General features: G+C 46.1%; 19 protein-coding genes. 15 read left to right on the forward strand and 4 right to left on the reverse strand.

The annotated features are described in order from the left end of the window. Positions 1-54: 54 nt before the first annotated feature. The 5 genes from PQG66_RS02865 (at position 55) to PQG66_RS02885 (ending at position 5,472) form a co-directional block, all read left to right on the forward strand. Positions 55-1,143, forward strand: coding sequence for a cobalamin B12-binding domain-containing protein (locus PQG66_RS02865; RefSeq protein WP_272034875.1), 1,089 nt, complete (start codon positions 55-57; stop codon positions 1,141-1,143). Positions 1,144-1,158: 15 nt separating this feature from the next. Then, complete coding sequence (locus PQG66_RS02870) at positions 1,159-2,874, forward strand: hybrid sensor histidine kinase/response regulator (protein ID WP_272034877.1); 1,716 nt, start codon at positions 1,159-1,161, stop codon at positions 2,872-2,874. Positions 2,875-2,943: 69 nt separating this feature from the next. Beyond that, positions 2,944-3,939 (forward strand): alpha/beta hydrolase, encoded by a 996-nt coding sequence (locus PQG66_RS02875; RefSeq protein WP_272034879.1) that lies wholly within the window; start codon positions 2,944-2,946, stop codon positions 3,937-3,939. 233 nt (positions 3,940-4,172) lie between these two features. After that, on the forward strand, positions 4,173-4,889 hold the full coding sequence (locus PQG66_RS02880) for a class I SAM-dependent methyltransferase (protein ID WP_272034881.1): 717 nt from the start codon (positions 4,173-4,175) through the stop codon (positions 4,887-4,889). 145 nt (positions 4,890-5,034) lie between these two features. After that, entirely contained in the window at positions 5,035-5,472 is a 438-nt protein-coding gene (locus PQG66_RS02885) for a GNAT family N-acetyltransferase (protein ID WP_272034883.1), read from the forward strand. A gap of 217 nt (positions 5,473-5,689) precedes the next feature. On the opposite strand, the gene PQG66_RS02890 is transcribed toward PQG66_RS02885, so the two are convergent. After that, the gene (locus PQG66_RS02890; RefSeq protein ID WP_272034885.1) at positions 5,690-6,115 is read right to left on the reverse strand and encodes a hypothetical protein; all 426 of its coding nucleotides are present in this window, start codon (positions 6,113-6,115) and stop codon (positions 5,690-5,692) included. A 288-nt stretch (positions 6,116-6,403) separates the two neighbouring features. Here PQG66_RS02890 and PQG66_RS02895 point away from each other — a divergent pair, with 288 nt between their 5' ends. From PQG66_RS02895 to PQG66_RS02910, 4 genes are all read left to right on the forward strand, one after another. Then, entirely contained in the window at positions 6,404-6,862 is a 459-nt protein-coding gene (locus tag PQG66_RS02895; protein WP_272034887.1) for a MarR family winged helix-turn-helix transcriptional regulator, read from the forward strand. Next, positions 6,859-10,026: an MMPL family transporter gene (locus PQG66_RS02900; RefSeq protein WP_272034889.1), complete on the forward strand. Its 3,168-nt coding sequence runs from the start codon at positions 6,859-6,861 to the stop codon at positions 10,024-10,026. Before PQG66_RS02895 ends, PQG66_RS02900 begins: the two co-directional genes overlap by 4 nt. 188 nt (positions 10,027-10,214) lie before the next feature. Next, on the forward strand, positions 10,215-10,841 hold the full coding sequence (locus PQG66_RS02905) for a GDSL-type esterase/lipase family protein (RefSeq protein WP_272034892.1): 627 nt from the start codon (positions 10,215-10,217) through the stop codon (positions 10,839-10,841). A gap of 85 nt (positions 10,842-10,926) precedes the next feature. After that, positions 10,927-12,045 carry a phosphotransferase gene (locus PQG66_RS02910; RefSeq protein WP_272034894.1) on the forward strand — a complete coding sequence of 373 codons (1,119 nt, stop codon included), beginning with the start codon at positions 10,927-10,929 and terminating at the stop codon, positions 12,043-12,045. A gap of 113 nt (positions 12,046-12,158) precedes the next feature. On the opposite strand, the gene PQG66_RS02915 is transcribed toward PQG66_RS02910, so the two are convergent. Further along, positions 12,159-12,884: a tetratricopeptide repeat protein gene (locus PQG66_RS02915; protein WP_442955027.1), complete on the reverse strand. Its 726-nt coding sequence runs from the start codon at positions 12,882-12,884 to the stop codon at positions 12,159-12,161. Between the two features lie 72 nt (positions 12,885-12,956). After that, positions 12,957-13,835, reverse strand: a complete 879-nt coding sequence (locus PQG66_RS02920) for an AraC family transcriptional regulator (RefSeq protein WP_272034899.1) — start codon at positions 13,833-13,835, stop codon at positions 12,957-12,959. A gap of 193 nt (positions 13,836-14,028) precedes the next feature. Between PQG66_RS02920 and PQG66_RS02925 the strand changes: the two genes are divergently transcribed. Then, a complete protein-coding gene (locus PQG66_RS02925) occupies positions 14,029-15,555 on the forward strand; it encodes a tagaturonate reductase (RefSeq protein WP_272034901.1) in 1,527 nt (508 codons plus the stop codon). After that, positions 15,552-17,066 (forward strand): UxaA family hydrolase, encoded by a 1,515-nt coding sequence (locus PQG66_RS02930; RefSeq protein ID WP_272034903.1) that lies wholly within the window; start codon positions 15,552-15,554, stop codon positions 17,064-17,066. The genes PQG66_RS02925 and PQG66_RS02930 overlap by 4 nt, the downstream gene beginning before the upstream one ends. A gap of 151 nt (positions 17,067-17,217) precedes the next feature. Here PQG66_RS02930 and PQG66_RS02935 read toward each other — a convergent pair whose 3' ends face one another. Further along, a complete protein-coding gene (locus PQG66_RS02935) occupies positions 17,218-19,248 on the reverse strand; it encodes a beta-galactosidase (RefSeq protein ID WP_272034905.1) in 2,031 nt (676 codons plus the stop codon). Between the two features lie 125 nt (positions 19,249-19,373). Between PQG66_RS02935 and PQG66_RS02940 the strand changes: the two genes are divergently transcribed. The 4 genes from PQG66_RS02940 to PQG66_RS02955 all read left to right on the forward strand — a co-directional run bounded on the left by PQG66_RS02940 (position 19,374) and on the right by PQG66_RS02955 (position 22,757). Continuing rightward, the gene (locus tag PQG66_RS02940) at positions 19,374-20,207 is read left to right on the forward strand and encodes a helix-turn-helix domain-containing protein (protein WP_272034908.1); all 834 of its coding nucleotides are present in this window, start codon (positions 19,374-19,376) and stop codon (positions 20,205-20,207) included. Positions 20,208-20,345: 138 nt separating this feature from the next. Beyond that, the gene (locus tag PQG66_RS02945) at positions 20,346-21,134 is read left to right on the forward strand and encodes an alpha/beta hydrolase (protein WP_272034910.1); all 789 of its coding nucleotides are present in this window, start codon (positions 20,346-20,348) and stop codon (positions 21,132-21,134) included. Between the two features lie 66 nt (positions 21,135-21,200). Next, a complete protein-coding gene (locus tag PQG66_RS02950) occupies positions 21,201-21,860 on the forward strand; it encodes an SGNH/GDSL hydrolase family protein (RefSeq protein WP_272034912.1) in 660 nt (219 codons plus the stop codon). Between the two features lie 15 nt (positions 21,861-21,875). Continuing rightward, on the forward strand, positions 21,876-22,757 hold the full coding sequence (locus PQG66_RS02955) for an SMP-30/gluconolactonase/LRE family protein (protein WP_272034914.1): 882 nt from the start codon (positions 21,876-21,878) through the stop codon (positions 22,755-22,757). Positions 22,758-22,799 lie beyond the last annotated feature (42 nt).

The raw sequence follows: 22,799 nt of genomic DNA on the forward strand, positions 1-22,799 counted from the left end.
ACTTGGAAATAGATTTTTACGGCGGCAGGATGCAGACAAAGGGGGAATGCGTCTATGACTCATCAGGAGGCCGGAGAACGTTTACTTCAAGATATAGAGATGTTGGCTGAGAAAATAACCGAAATACAATACCAGAGGCAGCCTGATTTACTGGAGCGGTTTGGTCCTATTGGCAAAATGCGAACGAAGCAGGATTCACAGTACAGTCTGAGCTATTTGGCAGAAAGTGTACTTATGAAAAGTCCTCGTTTGTTCACTCACTATATATCATGGTTAAAAGTGCTGCTTGCCGGTTACAAGGTAACGGCGGATGATCTAGGAACGAATCTACAGTTGATCAAAGAAGCATTAAATGAAGGATTTGACGATCCTCACCGTGAGTTTCTTCTAGAATATTTAGAAATGGGGATCGATGTAACACAACAAAAAGAGGATCAGGCTAGTTTTATTCATCCATCCATGCCTTACGGACTTGAAGCGTATGATTATCTACAATATCTGCTTGATAATAAACGTAAGGAAGCTTTCGATATGATTGAAGAGGAACTGGATGCTGGAGCATCGATCCGTGATATATATCGGTATATATTTCAGCCCGTTCAATATGAAATTGGCCGGCTGTGGCAACAAGGACAGATTAGTGTAGGTCAGGAGCATTTTTGCACAGCTGCTACTCAATCGTTGATTTCACGGTTGTACTTCAGATGGTTGACCCAGCCCAATCAAGGGAAACGGCTTGTTGCTGCTTGTGTCGGCAATGAGCAGCATGAGATTGGGTTACGCATGCTGACAGATGTATTTGAGATGGAAGGCTGGGATACGTATTACCTTGGGGCTAATGTTCCGAATGAAAGTATTGTTGAGGCGATCAAGCATCATAAATGTGACGTAGTCGCGATATCCGTGACGATGACTTATCATATTCATCTAGCTAAAGAGCTGATCGAACACATTCGGAGCGACAGCGGAACGGCCAATGTCAAGGTGATGGTAGGGGGTTATCCGTTTAATATAGACAACGAGTTGTGGAGGACCGTCGGCGCTGATGGTTATGCTCCTGGGGCAGAAGAGGCTGTCGCCGTTGCAGAGCGTTTGCTTACTCATCCGAAATCGCTTGACAGCGTAAGTAAGGCAAGTGAATAAGAAAGGGATGAAGTGATGTCTTATGATCAGGAAGAGAACGAAAGGTTACGCAGAACGATTGAGCAATTATCAGACCAGTTGATTCGAAGCAAAGAGCGGGAGGAGCAGGCACTATCCGCATTCTCAGAGATGAACAATGAACTGGTGACTCTCCAGCGGCAGCTTTCTAAAAATATTGTAAATCTTGAGGCTGCGCGACAGCAAGCGGTAGCGTCTGCTGAAGCGAAAAGTGCCTTTATGGCGATTGTTAGCCACGATTTTCGCACACCGCTAAACGGCATTTTGGGCATGGCTGAATTATTGGAGCAGTCTGGTTTATCAGATGAGCAGAAAGATTCTGTGAATGTTATACAGGAAGCGGCAAATCTCCTTCTAAGATTAATTCAGGATCTCCTCGATTTTTCCAAATTGGATGCGGGGCAGATGCGCCTTGAAAAAGGAGAGGTTAAGCTTAAGGAGATTATGGACCATATACTTCGCTTGCTTAACCCGCAGATCGAAATGAAACAAAATCAATTGTTTATTAAATGTGATTCGAAAGTTGCTGATGTTCTCGAAGGTGATCCTGCCCGAATTACACAAATTTTAATTAACCTGATTCAAAACGCGAACAAATTCACTACCAAAGGTTCAATTGAAGTACGGATTAAACTATTAAAGCAACATTTGGATTATCAGCTTGTTCGGTTCGAAGTGCAAGATACGGGGATGGGTATTTCAGAAGAAGACCAGCCTTATCTTTTCCAGCCGTATATGCAGACAAAAGAGGGGCGGTCGAAAGAGTATGAGGGTACAGGGTTGGGGCTATCGATCTGCAAGTCACTCGTTACTCTTATGGATGGACAGATAGGAATGATGAGTAAGGTAGGAGAAGGTTCCACCTTCTGGTTTGAGATTGAATTCAAACTGGACATGACAGAGCACACAGAGGTTCTTCAGGGATCAAGGTTAGATGGAGCTCCGGGACAGCTGAATATCCCTGAAATTGAATCAAATGCCCTGCCTATTCTAATAGCCGACGATAATGTAATAAACCGGCAGCTGGTCCAGCTGCAACTCAAAAAGCTGGGGTTATTAGAAGTGGAATGTGTATCTAACGGGGAAGAGGCCGTCAATGCCTTTCGTCATAACACATACAGCCTGATTCTGATGGATAGCAGGATGCCCGCATTGAATGGGATTGAAGCCACCCGTCGGATTCGTACCATGGAGCAAGATGAGATGCGTCAACCGACACCGATCATTGCAATGACTGGTAATGTAATGCAAAGTGAGAAGGATAGTTGTTATGAGGCAGGAATGAACGACTTTCTCGGTAAACCATTTACCTTAGAGCTGCTAGGCAAAACGATTCGGAAATGGCATTCAGCGTTTTCATCTGTCCAGACTCTAAATATGGATGTCGTCCGTGAAATTGCCGAACTAAACACGGATGGCAATCAGACTCTGCTCAGCATGCTGCTGGAGATATATCGTGCAGAAACCCCGGGGAAAATCGAGGATCTACGCAGACATGTTGTGTCAGCTGATCATGAAGCGGCAGCCGAGACGGCACATGGTTTGAAATCTGGGAGTCTGAGTCTGGGCATCAGTTACCTTTCAACCCTGTTCAGTCAAATTGAGGAATATGCTAAAGCAGAGCAGACACACAGGGCAGAGCCGTTGCTAGACCAGCTACTTCCTGCGTACCAGAAGGCTTGTGCGGCTCTTCAACAGGTCAACAGAACTTGAATTGTGATGAAGTAACTGCGTCATATACAGAGTCGCTTTACCTTAGTGAAAGTAGGGAGGATTTTTTTTATGATATGGTATGGGCTTGCGGCTCTGATTATTGCGATAGCTCTCCTTTTATGGGCTGGAGGGCTGTATTTCTTCAAAACGGCTATACGCCGCACGCCGAAAACGTTTATGGTCGATAATCCGAATCTGAAAACAGAAGAAGCGGATGATGAATTGATCAGTAGTGCTGCGGATCTACAATGGCTCGGCGTTCAGGATTGCAAGAACGTAACGATCCAGTCTCACGATGGGCTGAAGTTGTCTGGCACCTGGCTGGCTTCAAGTCATAAGTCTGCAAGAACAGTTATTTTAGCGCATGGTTATTCCGGAAAGGGCAGGGAAATGGCGGGGTTCGCTAGATTTTATGCCGAGACACTTGGTTATCACGTGTTAATGCCGGATGATCGTGGACATGGTCAGAGTGAAGGAGAGATCATCGGTTTTGGCTGGCTAGACCGGAAGGATTATGTCCAGTGGGTCAACTGGGTGCTCGAATATGTCGGACAGAATACTGAAATTGTTTTGCACGGGATATCGATGGGAGGCGCCACAGTGCTGATGACAGGTGGAGAAGAGCTGCCAGCTCAAGTCAGAGCCATCGTGTCAGATTGTGCCTATACTTCTGTAGAAGAAGAATTAACATTTCAGTTGAAGCAGTTGTACAAGCTGCCTGCCTTTCCATTCATACCCGTGACTAGTTGGATCACAAAATGGAAAGCCGGGTATTCTTTTAAAGAAGCATCAGCCCTTAAACAACTTGCTAGAGTTAAGTTGCCCGTGCTGTTTATTCACGGTGAGGCAGACACCTTTGTGCCTACAGAAATGGTTTATCGCCTGTACGAAGCTTGTACGATGGAGAAAGAGTTACTGATCATTCCCGGTGCAGGCCATGGCACTGCTTTTCAGGTTGACCGGAAGGGTTATGAAGCGGTACTAAAAGCTTTTTTGCAGAAACATGTGCCCGATCTGAGTGGATCTGACGAGGGATATCGGGTTCAAGTTTCAAGTAGTATATGATAAACAAACTCTGATTTACTTGAAGGAGGATGGATATGTCACGTCTTTCAAGAGAATGCTCCTATTGTCATAAACCTATGGCAGCGGATGAATTCAAATGTAAATCATGCGGGATGCTGGGAAAATACTTGTTACTTCCAGTTTGATAATGGTGATTATATATGTAATCCTTTTTTTCGTTTTCTTCTGAGCGTTATAGAAAACGTCTAAATCCATTAGCTGGAGGTATCAGAATGGGAAATCAACAATTTGAAGCTGCACGCCAAGCAGAGGCGGGTTATCATTCTAACTTCTACAAAAACAATGAGTTGTTTGAAGACGGAACGTGGATGTCCAGACCGATGCCCATGGTGATGGATATGCTGGATCGCCTGCTTGTTCATAACGAGGAATTACGCGTACTTGATCTGGGATGCGGAGTTGGCAGACATACAATATCAATAGCACAGCGTCTAGCACAGACAAACAGTCAAGTCATTGGTGTGGATCTTCTGGATGAAGCTGTAGACGGCCTTAAGAAGTATGCCAAACAATACAAGGTGGATCATATCGTTCAGGCTGAAAAAGCAGACGTTGAGCATTATCAGGTCCAGCCGAGTAGTTTTGATTTTATTGTTGCCTGTTCATGTCTGGAGCACACCTCCAGCAAAGAGGCTTTTCTTGAAACGGTTGAACGCCTAAAAGCAGGCACGCGACTTGGCGGCATTCATTGTATTACGATGAGCACCAGCGTGGAAGAAAAAGAAATCCGAACAGGCCGTTCAATCAAGCCGTTAATTGAATTGAATCTGCCCACATCCGAAGCTATAACATTACTGGAACAGGCTTATGAAGGTTGGAACATCTTGTTACAGGAGCATGTGACCCAGGCCATTAAAGAAGAGAAGTATGATGAACCAACAGAGTTCCGTTGTGAGTTGCTCCGTTTTGCTGTGCAGAGAGACTCGTAGAATCGTCCTTGAACTTTGTGTCGGTACCGTCTACAATACGATAGCGGGTTTAAAATACCTTTTTGATAATGGTTAGTAGGCGATTTGGGGCTGAAGAAGCTTTTATCCTATTCGTTGTGAAGTACGTTATATTGGAGGAATTGTTTTGCTGAAAAATTTGAAACCGCGTCTACAGGAACCGGAAGTGCAAGAACTGCTATCCTACTCCATTTTTCCGGACCCGGATCAGGTCAATCAAACGGTGCAGGAGTATATGACACATCATCATCTCTTTATAACCGGTTATGAGGACGAGGGTCAGCTGGTTGGTCTGATTGGTTACGAACATACAGGAGCAAGCGAAATTACAATTCGCCATATTGCGGTACTGCCGGAGAATCGATTGAAAAATTATGGTCGGGGCATGATCTCGCAGCTTCTTGCAGAGTACAATCCGGACACATTAATTGCAGAAACGGATCAGGAAGCGGTGGAGTTTTATCGCAACACCGGATTTATCGTATACAGCCTTGGCGAATTATATCCGGGTGTAGAACGATTCCGTTGCGTGCTGGAGAAAGATGAGGATGAAGACGACGTGTAGTCAAAAATGCACGTTTTCGAATTCGCAGTGTTATATGTTATAAGGAAATCGATAGGATGTTGGGATCGGCTGAAATGCTGAGCTCAACATCCTATTTTGTCGAGGGACAAGATCATGGTCTCATTGCCGATTAGGCGTGTATCTAATCGTCATCTTGACCTTCAGTTTATTAAACTAGCGAACAGATTTTTTTGTTCCTGTCTCTTTGTAATCTTTTTTATTTGTGAACCTGTTCCGCAGTTATAATATCATCAATTTGTTTCTTAAAGTTCTTATCCAGTGGGGATGAGGTTATATAGATTATCAAGACGTTGTTCATATGATGTATGTAAGAAAGAGGAGGATTAATATCAGAAGGGGTATTAAATAGCTCCTGCACAATTAATCCCTTTGAAGCTTCTATACGTTTATCCTCAGATTCAAAAACATAAATGTATAGGATATCATCCAATAATTCATAAACACTTGGTTTTACGTTCTTAATGGTGGGATAGTTATCCTCTGCTTGAGGTTTGAGGTGAAGATCTCCTTTTTCAAATAATTGGGTAATATCTTCTAAATTATACACTTTAGAGTGGCTGCTACAAGCAGTGAGCAGAAGGATAAACAAAATAGACAGTAGGACTGGTATTCTCTTTCTCATTAACTTCCTCCTTTTTCTAAGTTATATACTATCATACTCAAAACATTAAAGAATTAAATAGCAGTAAGAGTTAGAGTAGGAGCTATTGATAGCACTATCAATGCACAAGTTTGTTTGTTCGAAATTAATATAGAACGATCTAGGTACAAGTTTTTGATTTCCGTCATCACTAGTAGTTTTTTGTTTCAAAAATAAGGAATACATATTGCTTTATAGCATAGTTTCATTATAGAATAGTTCCGTTGATGAATAGTTCGATTGTCGAACTAGTTTGGAGGGAGAAAAGATATGAATACCCCAGATGCCAAAAGTTTAGTGAATCGTTATCTGGATGCCTCATTTCTGGTTAACAAGCGGTTTGATACTCGAATTCGTGAAAAGGTAGGCCAGACGGTCACCACGGATCAGTTCTGTGCTCTGCGTCTCATTCATGAGAAACCAGAATGCACCCCTTCGGATCTGGCAGAGCTTCTATGTGTAGGCAAGAGCAGCATTACGGCTCTCGTCAACAAATTAGCCGAAAGGAATCTGGTGCACCGTACAGGAGATGAGCGTGACCGGCGTGTCATCTATCTGACCCTAACGGATGCTGGGCATGAGCTATACAAAGAAACAGAGTTAGAGATCCAGAAGGTTCTCGAACCTTATCTGAAACATTTTACACCAGAAGAAGTTCAGAATTTCATCGATTCTTTTGAGAAGCTGGCATCGCTGTTAACCGAAGAAGAAGGGCTGGAGAAACAATGAGAGTGATTTTAAAAGCGCGTTGGTGGATTATGGGGCTGTGGATTGTCGCTGCTGCTGTATTGATGTTCACTGCGCCGAATATGAGTGAGTTAATTCGTGAAAAGGGACAATTTTCTGTTCCGGAGGGGTACTCTTCCACAAAAGCGGCAGCGATTCTGGATGAAGCTGCGGCTCAGAAGGGAGAACAGAAGGGTACCTCGATTGCACTTGTTTTTCATAATCCAGAAGGATTGGGTGAGACTGGAAAACAAGAGGCAGAAAAGGCTGTCAATCAGCTGAATGCTGATAAGGAAAAGCTCGGAATTCTGTCTATCCTGGAGCCCTTCTCACAGCCTGAATTGTCGGACAAAATGATCTCGGCAGATGGTAAAACCATTCTGACTTCACTTTCCGTTGAACTGGGTGACCGTACTGTCAAAGAAATGCGGGAAGATCTGAATGGTTCCCTGCAATCAGTGAATGTGGAGCATTATATTACAGGTAAAGGGTTAATTGATGAAGATACAATCGAGAGTTCTCAGGAAGGACTCAAGAAATCGGAATATATTACGGTTGTCTTTATTCTACTCATTCTTTTTCTTGTGTTCCGCTCTTTTGTAGCTCCATTTGTGCCGCTGCTTACCGTCGGTATGAGTTACATTGTATCGCAGCAGATCGTTGCTTATCTGGTAGATGGAGTCAACTTTCCACTCTCTACCTTTACACAGATTTTCATGGTTGCAGTTATGTTCGGGATTGGAACGGACTATTGTATCTTGTTGATCAGTCGTTTCAAGGAAGAGCTTGCACTTCATGAGAATACTTGGGATGCCATTATCGCTACATACCGTACGGCAGGTAAAACGGTGTTTTTCTCTGCCTTGGCGGTTTTGGTCGGATTCGTAGCCATTGGTTTTGCGCAGTTTATGCTGTATCGTTCTGCGGTCGCTGTTGCTGTCGGAATCGCGGTGATGATGCTTGCCCTTGTGACCATTGTGCCATTCTTTATGGCAGTGCTTGGCAGAAAGCTTTTCTGGCCATCCAAAGGTTCACTAGAACATGCAGAGAGCAAAATCTACGGGGCTGCAGGGAAATTCTCACTTAAACGTCCGTGGGCGGCCTTGCTGATTGTTGCTGCAGTTACCGTGCCGCTTCTCATGACATACGACGGGAAATTATCATTCAACAGTCTTGACGAAATCGGTGACAAATACGATTCAGTCAAAGCGTTTAATATTATTTCGGACAGTTTTGGGCCAGGTGAGTCTCTGCCAGGTCAGATCGTGATTCAGAACGACGAAACGATGGACAATGCCAAATATATGGCTGTAGCGGAGAAAATCAGCCGTGAAGTAGAAAAGGTTCCTGGTGTGGCTGGTGTTCGCAGTATGACACGCCCAACGGGGGATGAGATTCAAGATTTTGAAGTAACGAATCAGGTTGGTACTCTGTCTGATGGTCTGGGTGAAGGAAAAACGGGTCTGGACAAAATCAGCGAGGGTCTCAGTGAAGCGAGTCTGGAACTGAGCAAAAACGAACCTCAGCTCAAAGAGGCAGCGAGTGGAGCTGGAGAGTTAACTAAAGGAACAGATCAGTTGCAATCCGGGATTACCCAGCTCAGCGATGGACTGAAACAGATTGAAAAAGGTATCCGGGATGGATCCTCAGGCGCGGGAGAGCTGAAAGCAGGTCTTCAACAAGCGAAAACGAGTGCAGACCAGCTTGTTAAAGCGAATGATCAGTTATTGCAAGCTTATCGCCAGGCTGGAGCAGGTATTGCTGCGCTGGGCGAAGGAACGAAGGAACTGGAGCAGCAATTGACGGGTGTTTCTACAGCACTGACGAGTCTGTCCGAATCCTTCTCTGCACTGGAGGAACGATATCCGGAACTTGCGCAGGATGCAGACTATCAACGTATCAAAGGTACGATTGGTCAGACCGGATCGGGTACAGCCCAGCTTGCGCAAGGACTCTCTCAGATTCAGACGAATCTGAGCGCAGCTGCGGCCGGAATCAATCAGGCCAATGAAGGTTTTGCTTCCGCTGCATCTGGTCAGAAGGCACTGACTGAGGGTCTGGGTCAGATCGTAGCAGGTATTGGTCAACTGGAGTCAGGTTTGAAACAGGCTGCGGATGGTCAAGGTCAAGTGATCAAGGAGATCCCTGCGATCCAGAACGGTTTGGGTCAGCTTCAGGGAGGCCAGGAGAAGATCCAGCAGGGCTTCTCTAATCTGAGTGATCAATTAACAAAGTTGACCGATGGTTTGAACCAGAGTGTGGACGGAATCAAGAAAGTGTCGGGCGGTCTGGATTCGGCACAGGATTATTTGACACAACTGCAAAATTCACCAGATTCAGATCTCGCCGGATGGTATGTTCCTGAAGAAGCCTTGAATAACAAAGACTTCAAGAAGGTCTTTGATACGTATCTATCCGAGGATCGGAAAACGATGACGCTGGATGTTATTTTTGCAGAGAATCCGTATGGTAAAGAAGCGATTGATCGTGTGCCGGATATCGAAGCGGCAGTCAATCGAGCTGTTCAGGGCAGTGCGCTTGAAAAAGCTGATGTTGCCGTGGGCGGTGTGACGAGTACGTTTGCAGATTTGCAGTCGATCTCGAACAAAGACTATACTCGTACCGTGATGCTGATGCTGGCAGGTACATTCATCATCCTGGTGATCTTGCTTCGTTCGGTCATCATGCCAATTTATCTCATTATTTCACTGTTGCTTGCGTACTTTACATCGATGGCACTCACTGAAGTGGTCTTTGTGAATATCATGGGTTATGCCGGAATCAGCTGGGTTACGCCTTTCTTTGGATTCGTAATGCTGATTGCACTGGGCGTGGATTATAGCATTTTCCTAATGGATCGTTTCAACGAAAACAAAGGCATGAGAGTACAAGATGCGATCTTATACGCGATGAAAAACATGGGAACTGTGATCTTGTCCGCAGCGGTCATTCTAAGCGGAACATTCGCTGCGATGTACCCTTCAGGGGTGCTCTCCATGATGCAAATCGCTACTGTTGTGCTTAGTGGTCTGATTCTGTATTCCCTGTTATTCCTACCATTCTTCGTCCCTGTGATGGTGAAGATGTTCGGGCAGGCCAACTGGTGGCCATTCCGGAATAAGGAACAGTCAGAATCCAACGATTCGAATCATACGGTAGGCATGTAATAATAGTATATTGAATAGAAAGCAGGCTCTGCCGCATCATGCGGTGGGGCTTTCTTTTTATTCACAATAAAAGGTGAAAGAGAGGTGTCTGCCTAAGGACAATATCCCGCGCTCTGCTAGATGGATCGTCATAAGATATAGGGCAGTTCATTATTGATTAGGGAGATCAGATAGAGAGGGGCGGCGGGATGGTATATCGTTATGTGGCTATAGGAGATTCCTTGACAGTAGGTACGGGAGCTTTGCTCGGAACCGGTTTTGTTCCTATCTATCGCCGTATGGCGGAGATGAACCTTCGAACATTTGTATCGATGGAGAATCTAGGGGTAAACGGTCTAACAACGGGAGAAATGTTGCAGATGGTCAATGCCCACCCCCGCGTGCGTCAAGCGTTACGTGAAGCCGATATTATTACGATTTCTATTGGAGGTAACGACCTGATCCGCACATTTAAAGCTAGCGGAGGTATTCCAAGTGCCAGTAAAATGACGCAGGTGCTGGGTGAAACACGTCATCACGTATCCCAGGTAATGAGACAAATTCGGCAGTTAAAAGGAGATCATAAGTACTTTGTGCGCTCCATCGGATTGTACAACCCATACCCGCAATCAACTGAAGCAGCATATTGGGTGCGGCAGTACAATTCTTATCTGAATGGTGCGGGATCAGGTAACTATGCGTGTGTACAGGTGTATGATCGATTTGCCGGTCGTGAGAGAGAATTGCTGTTCTGGGATAGAGTTCATCCCAATGCAAGGGGATATCGAGTGATTGCAGAGCAACTGAACCGAACCGGGTATGCCCCAATGGTGTGAGGTTTGATGAAGACTAGACCCGTCATGTGACTTCCGATATGATGGAAGGGTTGAATCAAATATCATAACAGAGGGGTTAAAACGAGTGTCTAACAATCAGCACAGTTCTCTTCTTCCCTATGAGCAGCAATTGATTTCTGACGTCTTAACCTTGTACGGCTTCACATCAGCATGGCAAGGTGAGCGGAGCAAGGGTGGGATGAACAATTCTACCTTTATACTTCACACAAGCGAAGCGGATTATATTATGAGACAATACGAAACACATAATGATCAAGCGAAAATAGCTTTTGAACATGGCGTGCTTACTGCACTGTCTAATACAGACTTCGAGCTAGAATCACCTGAACCTGTCCTTCCATTATCGATTGGGGACGAGGACGAAGAAATATATCATGGATCGAAGAGGAATAAAAACTCGGTTCAAGGGAGTAAGCAGACTTACCAAACTATACGAGATGTTGGCACAGGCGCGGACAAAATCGTAGCTTTGTTTCGTTTCCTGGAAGGTGTCAATCCAGTATGGGATTCGCCCGAGCAATTATTTTTATTAGGGCGAGCAGCAGGTCAGCTGTCATCAGCACTTGCCAAGCTGGAATTGGAACTTGACCCAGTTTATCCACCCTATTACCGTATTGACGAAGCATATCCTCTCTGTACACCAGTCCGGTTGTTGGAATGGTGTGCTTCTCCGCCGGACACACTGGCAGCTTGTGCAGAGGAGTTAAGGCAACTACAGCATGAACTGCCACGTTTGTTTGAAGCGTTGCGCGGAATGGAGCAACTTCCACATCAACTCGTACATGGCGATGTGAATGCTTCGAATGTACTGGTGGATCAGGAGGGAACGATGAGTGCCATTCTTGATTTTGAGTTCGCCACTTGGGATTTGCGGGTCATGGAGTTAGCCGTTCCGATGTCTGACATGCTGACGATGGACAAGAGCGAAGAATGGATGTGGCAGGCGCAGACTTATCTGATTCGGGGATTTCGAGAGAAGGTCGAACTGACTGATGACGAGTTGAGAGCTATACCTCAGTTGATCTTGCTGCGAAGTTTGGACGTGGTGATGCACTTTATCAGCCGGATGGTGGAAGGGACAGATGAGCCGGAAGTGGCTGTGCAGCAGATTATCAAGCTGAAGCAGCGGATCGACTGGATGCACCGGAATGAGGAGCTATTACGTGAATTGTTAACGAAATAACAGGTGATTGACGTATATGAAGTGCACGGATTCTGCTTCTCGTTAGAGAGCGGAAATTCGTGCACTTTTTATTTTACATGTAATAGTATTTTAAAAAAAGAGAGTATTTCATCCTACAGCGCCCGTTTGCGGAACCAACTGCGTACAGCCCAGCGCCGTTCTTGGCGCTTTTTATATTTTGGCAGAGAACGGTACACATTCAGCGATTGATCATATGCCTGCTTGGCATCTTCATTACGCCCCAGTGAACGATAAACCGTGCCTAGCAGATAAAAAGCTTCGCTGGAAGAGGAGTGAATCTCTTGGAATTGATGCACATAACGAAGTGCTTTGTCGCGATCTGTATCCTTGAAGGCTGTAGCCAGATTCAGATAAGGCTGTCCATACTTGACTCTAGGGTTAATCTCTAGTGCATGTAAAATATGACGTTCGCCTTCCGGTACTTTGCCGAGATGCATTTCGGTTGTGCCCATAGCTTCCCAGTATTCAGCTGATTGTTCGTAAGGACGCTCCAATTCAAGTAACAAGGCGTGTGCTTCATTGTAACGTTTGCGCTCGATGAGCAGTCTGGCGAGCTCCAACTTGGAAGATACTTCATTCGGGTTCAGTGCGAGCTGCTGTTTCAGCCGCGAAATGTTACGCATGCGTTTGAGAGGTTTCATGAAGCTTGGAAATACGCCAACAAAGCGACGATCCAGAACATACAGAATGATTAGCAGAATCAGAATAGCAAGGAACGGATTGCCGATGATCTGCCATAGCAGACCAAAAAGTAGAAATTTAATAATCACAGGTTCAACTCCAGTATCATTTTGATCGTATTTCACACTCACATTCATATTCATATACTTACAAGGCTTGAACATCATACCATATCCATTTTAAGAAAAATATGTGCAACAGGGTCCATTTTAATGCTCTCGTGCCATGGTTCTTCGGTATGCTGCCGGTGTAGTGCCTGTCAGTTTTTTGAACTGTCTATAAAAATGAGGCAGACTATCAAAGCCGCAAGCATCTGCGACAGCGGCCATCGTTTCATCCCCTTGAACGAGATGCTCTTTAGCCATGATGACTCTACGAGCCAGGACATAATCTGTTAAAGTCATCCCGGTGTATCTCTTAAAAGCACGGCTAAAATGTGCCGGAGACACAGCAGCTTGTTGTGCAAGTTCGGGTAAGGATAACCCGCTTCGCAGTTTATGATCAAGATCAGACAGGATGGAGGAGAGCCATGCCGGAGCAGGTAGTGACGTTGTAGTATGAGCCGGTCCCGCAGCAGCTTCCAAACGTTCCAAGAAAATAAGCAGGAGCTGTAAACGAAGCAGTGCGGCGTGAGAACTCAGATGATGATCTGAACAGAACTCGCCATGAATATCGTCGATCAGAGCAGATATTTGTTCTCGTTCCTTATAGTTCAGTTGCCTTTTGTATACTCGTCGTTTGCGACATCGTTCGAATGGGCGCAGTAGAGAGGAAGAAATGCCTCCAGCAGTCGAAGCCAGTAACCCAGGACTGAAGAACAGAGCGGATGAGGTCACCGGATTGCCCGCATCCGGCAACGCACGGTGCACAGTGCTACCAGGAATGAGAAATAAATCTCCTTCCTGCATCTTTTCAAGTCCTGTATCGATAAAAATACTTCCCTGTCCCCGATAAACATAAATAATCTCATGCCAGTCATGCAGATGATCCGGTAGCTCATTTTGCGGAGATTTGGTATCACTATAGACAAGACGGAACGGTGCACCCGAATCGGTCTGAATGGTTGTACGTACTGGTGAATGTTTCATAGGGACTCCTTTGGAGACAAATGTCTCATGCAAGATGTCAATTCTGATCAAGAAAGAGTATATTTAACGCAATATAAGCAATTTAATTTACTTTTATTGATGATACAATGAATTTAAAGCGTTTACAATAAAAGGATGCCAGCCTTCAAGGTTTGCATTCGGAGTTGTTCAATAATCGGTGAGGTGAGTGTTCATGTCCGCAAGTACAAAGCGACCAAGATTAAAGCTGCATCTACTCGGCAATGATAGTCAGCGCAAATGCAAAGAAATGATAGAACGTCCTGTCAAAGTTCTGCAGATCGGGGAAGGCAATTTTTTACGGGGATTTGCGGATTGGATGCTTCATGAGAGTGCTCGGCAAGGGAAGTTCCATGGTAGTGTGGCAGTAACTCAGCCTCGACCTGGCGGCAAGGCCAAGTTAGAACAGATTCGTGATCAGGATGGATTATATACGATGATTACGCGTGGTCTCTCTGAAGGCAAACGTGTGGAACGTACGGAGATGATTTCTATTTTCTCTCAATGTATTAATCCGTATGAGGAGTGGCAGACGTTTCTGGAGCTTGCTGAGTTGCCTTCGCTTGAATTTGTTATTTCGAATACGACCGAATCGGGCTTGAAATATATAAGATCAGACTATATCCCAGGGGAGCCGGTTCAATCGTTTCCTGGTAAACTGACCGTTTTCCTGCACCAGCGGTATGTTCGTTTTAGCGGAGATCCTTCCAGAGGACTGATCCACCTGCCATGTGAGTTGCTGGAGGGCAATGGTGATGTTTTGCGAGAATGTGTGTTACGTCATAGTGAAGATTTCGGATACTCGGACAGTTTCCGTTCGTGGATTGAACATCATAATCTGTTTCTGAATAATCTCGTAGATCGTATTGTGACTGGGGCGCCTGCACAAGAGGAGGCGAATGCACTCGCTGAACGCTGGGGTTATGAGGATCAACTGATCAATACGGCAGAGCCTTATCATTTCTGGGCAATCCAAGGCGAGGAGTCGCTGGACAAGCGCCTTCCACTGAAACAGGCAGGACTCAATGTACACTGGGTTAAAGATTTGAAACCCTATCAGCTACGCAAAGTGCGTATTCTGAACGGTTCACACACATTGATGTCGTCCCTAGGTTTGCTGCGCGGTAAACAACATGTTAGAGAAACGATGGAAGATCCGCAGTTCAGCTCATGGATCAGGAAAGCGGTGCTGGAAGAGATCGTGCCTGCGATGGATATGCCTGAGCTAGGGCTGGAGCAATATGCGGAAGAAGTCTTTGAACGTTTCCTGAATCCATACATTGATCACAAGTTGCAGGATATTGCATTGAATACGGCTGGTAAATTCAAAGTACGTGTGCTGCCAACCCTTCTGGCTTATGAACAGAGTCAGGGAAGCTGGCCTAAGCGGTTAATTCAAGGATTTGCAGGATTCCTGTATTTATATCGTCCAGTGCAGACACAGGAAGGTTACAAGGCAGAACTTCTAAACGGTGAATTGATTTCATTAAGAGATGATCTGGATGTGCTGGCAGCGTTAGCGGCGCATTGGGACGGTTACGATCGTGATCAATCGAATCATGGGAAAGTGACGGAACTTGAGAAGAGGGTGGCTGCGGTGCTCTCCGATACCATGATCTGGGGAGAGAATCTGGATGCAAAAGAAGGGCTGAGATCAGCACTCGTCCAAGAAATCAGCAAACTGGAAGGTGAAGAGAGATGAGTACAACAAGTACAGTTCGTGATTGGATTGCCATTCAGCCTCAGGATGATGTAATCATCGCACTTCGGGACTATACGAAGGGAGAACGCATTGACCTGCCTGAAGGCAACTCGTTCGCCCTGCTTGATGATGTACCGAAAGGACATAAAATCGCTGTGCATGATGTTGCGCAGGGAGCAGATATCATGAAATATGGTTTCTCCATCGGTATAGCCCAGGAACCGATTGCCCAGGGAAGCTGGATACACAGCCATAACTTGAAGACAGGTCTCCATGGACTGCTTGAATATGAATATCAGCCGGGACAACCGATGACGATAGACATGCCGCCTGAACATTTGCAAACATTTGATGGTTATTTGCGCCCGAATGGGGAAGCAGGAATTCGTAATGAGATCTGGATTGTGAATACGGTTGGGTGTATTAACAAGGTATGTGAAGCTCTAGCTCGTATGGGGCAGGCTCAGTTCGGCAGCCGGGTTGACGGCGTCTATCATTTTCCGCATCCCTTCGGCTGTTCACAACTCGGAGATGACCTGAAATATACACAGCAGTTGCTTGCTTCCCTGGTGGAGCATCCCAATGCGGGTGGTGTTCTAGTGATTGGTCTGGGTTGTGAGAACAACCAGGTGGATCAGTTCCGTGAATGTATTGCACCACAATATCGGGAGAAGGTACGTTTTCTCAAAGCGCAGGAGACGGAGGATGAGCTGGAAGAGGGACTGCGTTTAATGGAAGAGCTGGTTGAGTTGGTCGAGCAAGAGCAACGTCAGCCACTGCCGTTGAGCAAACTGAAAATTGGCTTGAAATGTGGAGGTTCAGACGGTTTATCTGGCATTACAGCGAATCCGCTAGTAGGTGCTGTTGCCGACTTGCTCGTTGCTGCGGGCGGAACTGCAATTCTTACCGAGGTGCCGGAGATGTTTGGTGCGGAGACCATTCTGATGAATCGGGCTGCGGATGAACATGTATTTAACGATCTGGTGGACCTCGTGAATGGCTTCAAACAATATTTCGTGAACCATGGTCAAAATATCTATGAAAATCCATCGCCAGGTAATAAGGCAGGCGGAATTACAACACTGGAAGAGAAATCACTCGGATGTACGCAAAAGGGAGGACGCTCCTCGGTTGTCGATGTACTGCGGTACGGTAAACGAGTGACCAAAACGGGTCTGAACATTGTAGAGGCACCGGGGAATGATCTCGTTTCGGTTACCGCTTTATCTGCGGCAGGAGCACATATTGTACTGTTTACGACAGGACGCGGCACACCTTTTGGTGGTCCGGTTCCTACGGTCAAAATTGCCACGCAATCGGATCTGGCGAATCGTAAAAAGCACTGGATCGACTTTAACGCTGGTCAGTTGCTTGAAGGACAGACGATGGATCAGGTCAAAGAGCAGCTATTCAGTCAGATTATTGACATCGCTTCCGGTCGTGCACAGACCCTTAGTGAGCAGCACGGTTTCCGGGAGATCGCCATCTTCAAGGACGGGGTTATACTTTAAGGGGTTATTTTCAAGTTCTAAACTACGTCTTGGAAAATAAAATCAAGACCACCCTCCGGCTGTTCACCTTAGACAGCACAGCCGGAGGGTGGTCTTATTCAGATATAACCTCTCTCACGCAGAACCATGCGCTGCGATGCAGGGTGCAATGCTACGCTGTGCACTCAAGGATCTGCACCCCGCGTGCTTCAATCTCAACATGTCCGGTAACCTTCTGACCTGTTAATAGCTCAAGAAGGACTGTATCACCCAGATCATAGGATTGAGTGGAGGCATTGTGATTCATTACAAACAGATAGGTTATCCCGTCCTTGATTCGCGCACTTACCTCCACACCTTGTGGGGTCTCCAGTAAAGGTTTAATGTTTTTGGCTGCCGTAAGCTCTGTAAGCAAACTATCTATGAATATTTCATCTGGATCAGTGGCGATATACCAGGCTTCCCCTTGACCAAATGTGTTGCGTGTAATTGCAGGCATGCCTTGATAGAAATCTTCACCGTACTCGGCAATCACTTCCGCACTTTCGCTGTGCAAGAGGTCGCACAACATCCCGCATTCGTATACACCTTCTAGTGAGCCGAATCTTTCGTTTATAACAATACTATTTTTTTGTTCAGGAAGCAGGGCATCGATCTCTTCTACCCAGACGCCAAGCAGGTTGCGAAGCTCGCCCGGATAACCGCCAGTGGTCACCAGATCATGCTCATTAACGATTCCACTGAAGAAGGTAGTCAGGAAGGTACCGCCTGCTGCAACAAATTGCTCCAGTTTTGCAGCAAATCCTGGTTTGATCATGTAAAGAACAGGTGCAAGAACCAGATCATACGAGCTGAGATCGGTGTCCACACTAATAATATCCACTTGAATGTTGCGACGGAACATAGCTGCATAATATTTATGGATCTGATCCACATATTTCAGTGCAACGGTCGGCCCACTTGACTTTTCAATGGCCCACCAGTTATCCCAGTCGAACACGATCGCTACCTTGGACTGAACTCTAGCATCAAGTGTAGTGTCACCTAGGAGTTGCAGCTCCTTACCCAGCTGTGCGACCTCTCGAAAGACGCGGGTGTTTTCGTGTCCCGCATGTTCAATGACCGCACCATGGTACTTCTCGCATGCACCGATCGAACGGCGGAGCTGGAAGAACATTACCGTGTCGGCGCCATGTGCGATGGACTGATAACTCCACAGCCGCATAACACCTGGGCGCTTGAGCGAGTTATAAGGCTGCCAGTTCTGCTGGCTTGGTGTCTGTTCCATCAGCATGAATGGCTGACCGTCTTTGAGTCCACGCATGAGATCATGAGCCATAGCAGTATAGCTAATCGGTGTGGCAAGACCGGGATAACTGTCCCAAGAGACGATATCCATATATTTAGCCCATTTGAAGTAGTCCAGCTGTTTGAAAAAGCCCATCAGATTCGTGGTAACGACTGAATCGGGAATATGCTTTTTGATCGCATGATACTCGAGCAGGTAACATTCCAGCATGCTGTCTGAGTTGAAGCGGGAGTAGTCCAGCGAGATTCCTTGGAATGATGAGCTGTTGTGTCCCCAATGTTCACTCAGATTGCTTGGAAGCACAATCTCATCCCAATCGTAGAAGGTATGTCCCCAGAAGTTTGTGTTCCAAGCTTTGTTTACCTGTTCGATCGTGTGATAACGTTTCTTCAGATAGACGCGGAATGCCTTTTCGCAGTTATCACAATAACAATCGCCGCCATATTCATTGGAAATATGCCAGACAAGAACAGCAGGATGATCTTTGTAACGCTCCGCGAGCTTGTCAGCGATAATCTCGGCGTATTTGCGATAAGTTGGACTGTTCGGGCAAGAGTTATGCCGTCCGCCAAATTTACGCTTACGGCCATCTGCGTCCACGCGCAGGACATCAGGGTAATTTTTAGCCATCCAGGCTGGATGGGCAGCGGTACTTGTGGCCAGACAGATGTATACTCCGTTTTCGTACAGACGATCAATCAATTGGTCCAGATATTCAAAGTTATATGTCACTTCATCTGGCTGAATCAGTGCCCATGAGAAAACGTTAATGGTGGCCATATCAATGCCTGCCAGCTTAAACATGCGGAGGTCTTCCAGGTGGGTCTCATGATCCCATTGTTCAGGGTTGTAATCACCGCCATAGAACATTTTGGGTAGTTTGCTGCTAATCAACGTGCTCACCCCTTGTATAAGAATAATCCAATACTATATGATACATATGACATTTAAAATATAATAAAAGTAATGATACATATAAGAATATGGAACCCAATATTATTGTGTTCAAGGAGGTTGACATGCTCATCTCACCTCGACATCAACGTTATTTCATGACACCGCGAGATCAGCCGCTTCCGCTGTATATCGAGAGTATAGGATATAACGGCAATCAGGAAAAAGTCTCCAGACCAGCAGGTTATCCATATTATCATTGGATACAAACGGTTAAAGGAGCTGGGGAGTTCAAACTTTCAGGAGCTTCAGCCATTCTGGGCGAAAGCGCTGGCATATTGCTCCCCCCAAACCTGCCACACGAATATGCTCGTGTTGAAAAGGACTGGGAGACGATCTATATTACATTTGGCGGGTCTCAATGTGCTGCTATTATAGATTCGCTGGGTTTGGGTGAGGCGGATTTTCACCAATGGGATTCCAATAGTCCATTGGGAGATTACGCCCAGCATGTGCTGGATTCGATTGGGAGTGACCAAGATCTATCCGGGCTGGAAGCCTCGGCAGACATGTATCGTTTTTTGATTTTGCTCAAAAAACACGGAATGACGGGTAATCGATCTTCGATCTCACACGCTGTAGCAAGGCTTGCTCCGCTTCTTACTTTTATGGAAGAGCATTATGGCAATCCGGATATTGGACTAGAGCAGATGGCTTCAATTATCGAAATTTCGTCCAGACACTTGAACACGTTGTTTAAACAATCCTTCGGTATAACGGCTTATAGTTACTTCATCTTGCTTCGCATACGCAAGGCCAAAGAGATGCTGACAGGACGGATAGATCTTACGATCAAAGAGACTGCGGCACGGGCAGGATTCCGTGATGCCAGTCATTTTGTTGCCACCTTTCGCCGAATTGAAGGGGTTACGCCGGAGCAATTTCGTAACTTGTACTAATTAGGACAGGCTGAACAAAAAGATATGACGAAGGGTATTGATGCATCCTCTTGTTGCCGTTATGATGGTATCGAATCCTAGAATCGAAAACGATTAAACGAATCTATTCCGTACGAGCGAGAGAGGATGAGTTATAGCATGAGTTCAATGATCCCATTGTGGGAAAAACCCGCTCCATATGCGGCTACAGGACATGAAGGCGAGATGCCACATCTGATTCCCTTTCTTCAACCTGGTTCCGAGAGCGCTGTCATTGTCTGTCCAGGGGGAGGTTACGGTCATCTTGCTGACCACGAGGGGGCACCTGTTGCCGAATGGTTAAACCGTGCAGGTATCAGTGCTTTTGTGCTTCAATATCGGGTAGCACCACATCGTCATCCGGCACCTAAGGCAGATGGGCAGCGTGCAATTCGTCATGTACGAGCTTATGCGGAACAGTACGGGATTAATCCCTCCAAAATTGCAGTGCTTGGTTTTTCGGCAGGGGGACATCTCTCAGCAACCTTGGGTACGCAGTATGATGAAGGACAACCGGATCATGAGGATGTCATTGAACGGCAGAGCTCCCGCCCAGACCGTGTCATCCTGTGTTATCCGGTCATTACGATGAAATCATATGGACATGCCGGCTCGCGTATTCATTTGCTAGGAGAGAATGCAACGGAGGATCAAATTCAAGCCTTCAGTGCAGAGCACCAAGTTAGATCAGACGCTCCTCCTGCTTTCATCTGGCATACGAGTGACGATCAGGCTGTACCTGTAGAGAATAGTTTGCGATATGCGCTGGCATTAGGTACACAAGGGATTCCATATGATCTGCATGTATTCGAGAAAGGTCCACATGGTCTGGGACTGGCGGAGAACGATAGGACGGTTCGGGTATGGTCTGAACTGTGTCTTACCTGGCTTAAAAATCAAGGCTGGTAACTTTAGCACAGATTCCATTCAATAAAGAGATATAGCACTGACATTACGAGTAGAGGAGAGCAAGCCATGAAATTACAAAAGCACGACAGACTTCTTTTTATCGGGGACTCGATTACCGATTGCGGACGTTCACATCCTGTTGGAGAAGGCAGTTCAGGGTTAGGTCATGGGTATGTTGCACAGGTCTACGCACTATTACGCTCGATTTATCCCGAACTGATGTTGAGAGTACAGAATGTGGGTAATAGTGGGAATACCGTCCGTGATTTGAAGCAACGCTGGCAACAGGATGTGATCGATTTGAAGCCGGACTGGTTGACAGTCATGATTGGCATTAATGATGTATGGCGCCAGTTTGATCATCCGTTGGCTGAATCACATGTGTTCCTGGAAGAATACGAGACAACGTTACGTGAGCTTGTCTCATCCGTCCGTCCGAATCTGAAAGGACTTGTACTGATGACGCCTTATTATCTTGAAGCTAACCCGGAAGATCCAATGCGAGCGACGATGGACATCTACGGTGAGGCGGTTCGCAGAGTAGCTTCTGAATATGATGCGCTGTTTGTCGATACGCAGGCTGCATTTGCTCCGCTATGGAATCATTTTTATACATCCGTGCTTACACATGATCGAGTACATCCGGATGCTACAGGTCATATGATCTTGAGTAAGGCATTTCTGGATGTCATCGGGTTTAGTTGGACGGGGAATTCGAAATCCTAAAGGAGGAGCGATCGTATGAGTAATGTAACCGTAGTTGTGGAATCACCAGCACAATTAGGAGAAGGACCAAGCTGGGATGCGGAGAATAATCGTTTGTTGTGGGTGGATATTGAAGGATTTAAGGTACATGCATATGACCCGGTAACAGGTGAGGATCAGGCCTATGACGTGGGTGAACATGTCGGAGCCGTCGTTCCGTATCGTGGAGATGAAGTGATCATTGCACTTCGTAGCGGTTTTTATACATATCATCTGCTCACAGGGGAACGGCAAGCTATTACGGACCCTGAGCAGGATAAACCAACCAATCGGTTTAATGATGGAAAATGTGATGCATATGGACGTTTTTGGGCTGGTACGATGAGTCTGAACAACGAGGAAAAAGCCGGGTCGCTCTATTGCCTTGAGGATGGAAAGCCTGTGCGCACTATGGTAGAGCAGGTATCCACATCCAACGGTCTTGGATGGAGTCCGAATCTGGAGTTTATGTACTATATCGATACCCCGACACGTTCGATTGACCGTTTTGACTTTGATCTTGCTTCGGGTACAATCTCAAACCGGACAAGCATCATCTCGATTCCAGAAGAGATGGGGTTCCCGGATGGGATGACCGTGGATGCGGAAGGTATGTTATGGGTTGCTCACTGGGGCGGGGGGAAGGTTACGCGTTGGAATCCGGAGACATCGGAATTGTTACAGCATGTCGAGGTGCCCGCTGATGAGGTAACCTCCTGCTGTTTTGGAGGACCTGACCTGGAGGATTTATATATAACTACCGCACGCATAGGGATAAAGGAAGAACGTTTGCAGGAAACACCACAAGCGGGCTCCTTATTTGTCGTTAGACCCGGGGTTCGAGGACAGAAAACACATGCTTATGGGCAAAAAGGGTAAGCGAATGGTCTCGAAAAAATACGCTGGAGTAAAAGGTGCTGT

Source organism: Paenibacillus sp. JJ-100 (assembly GCF_948329825.1).
In the GTDB taxonomy this organism is placed as follows: domain Bacteria; phylum Bacillota; class Bacilli; order Paenibacillales; family Paenibacillaceae; genus Paenibacillus.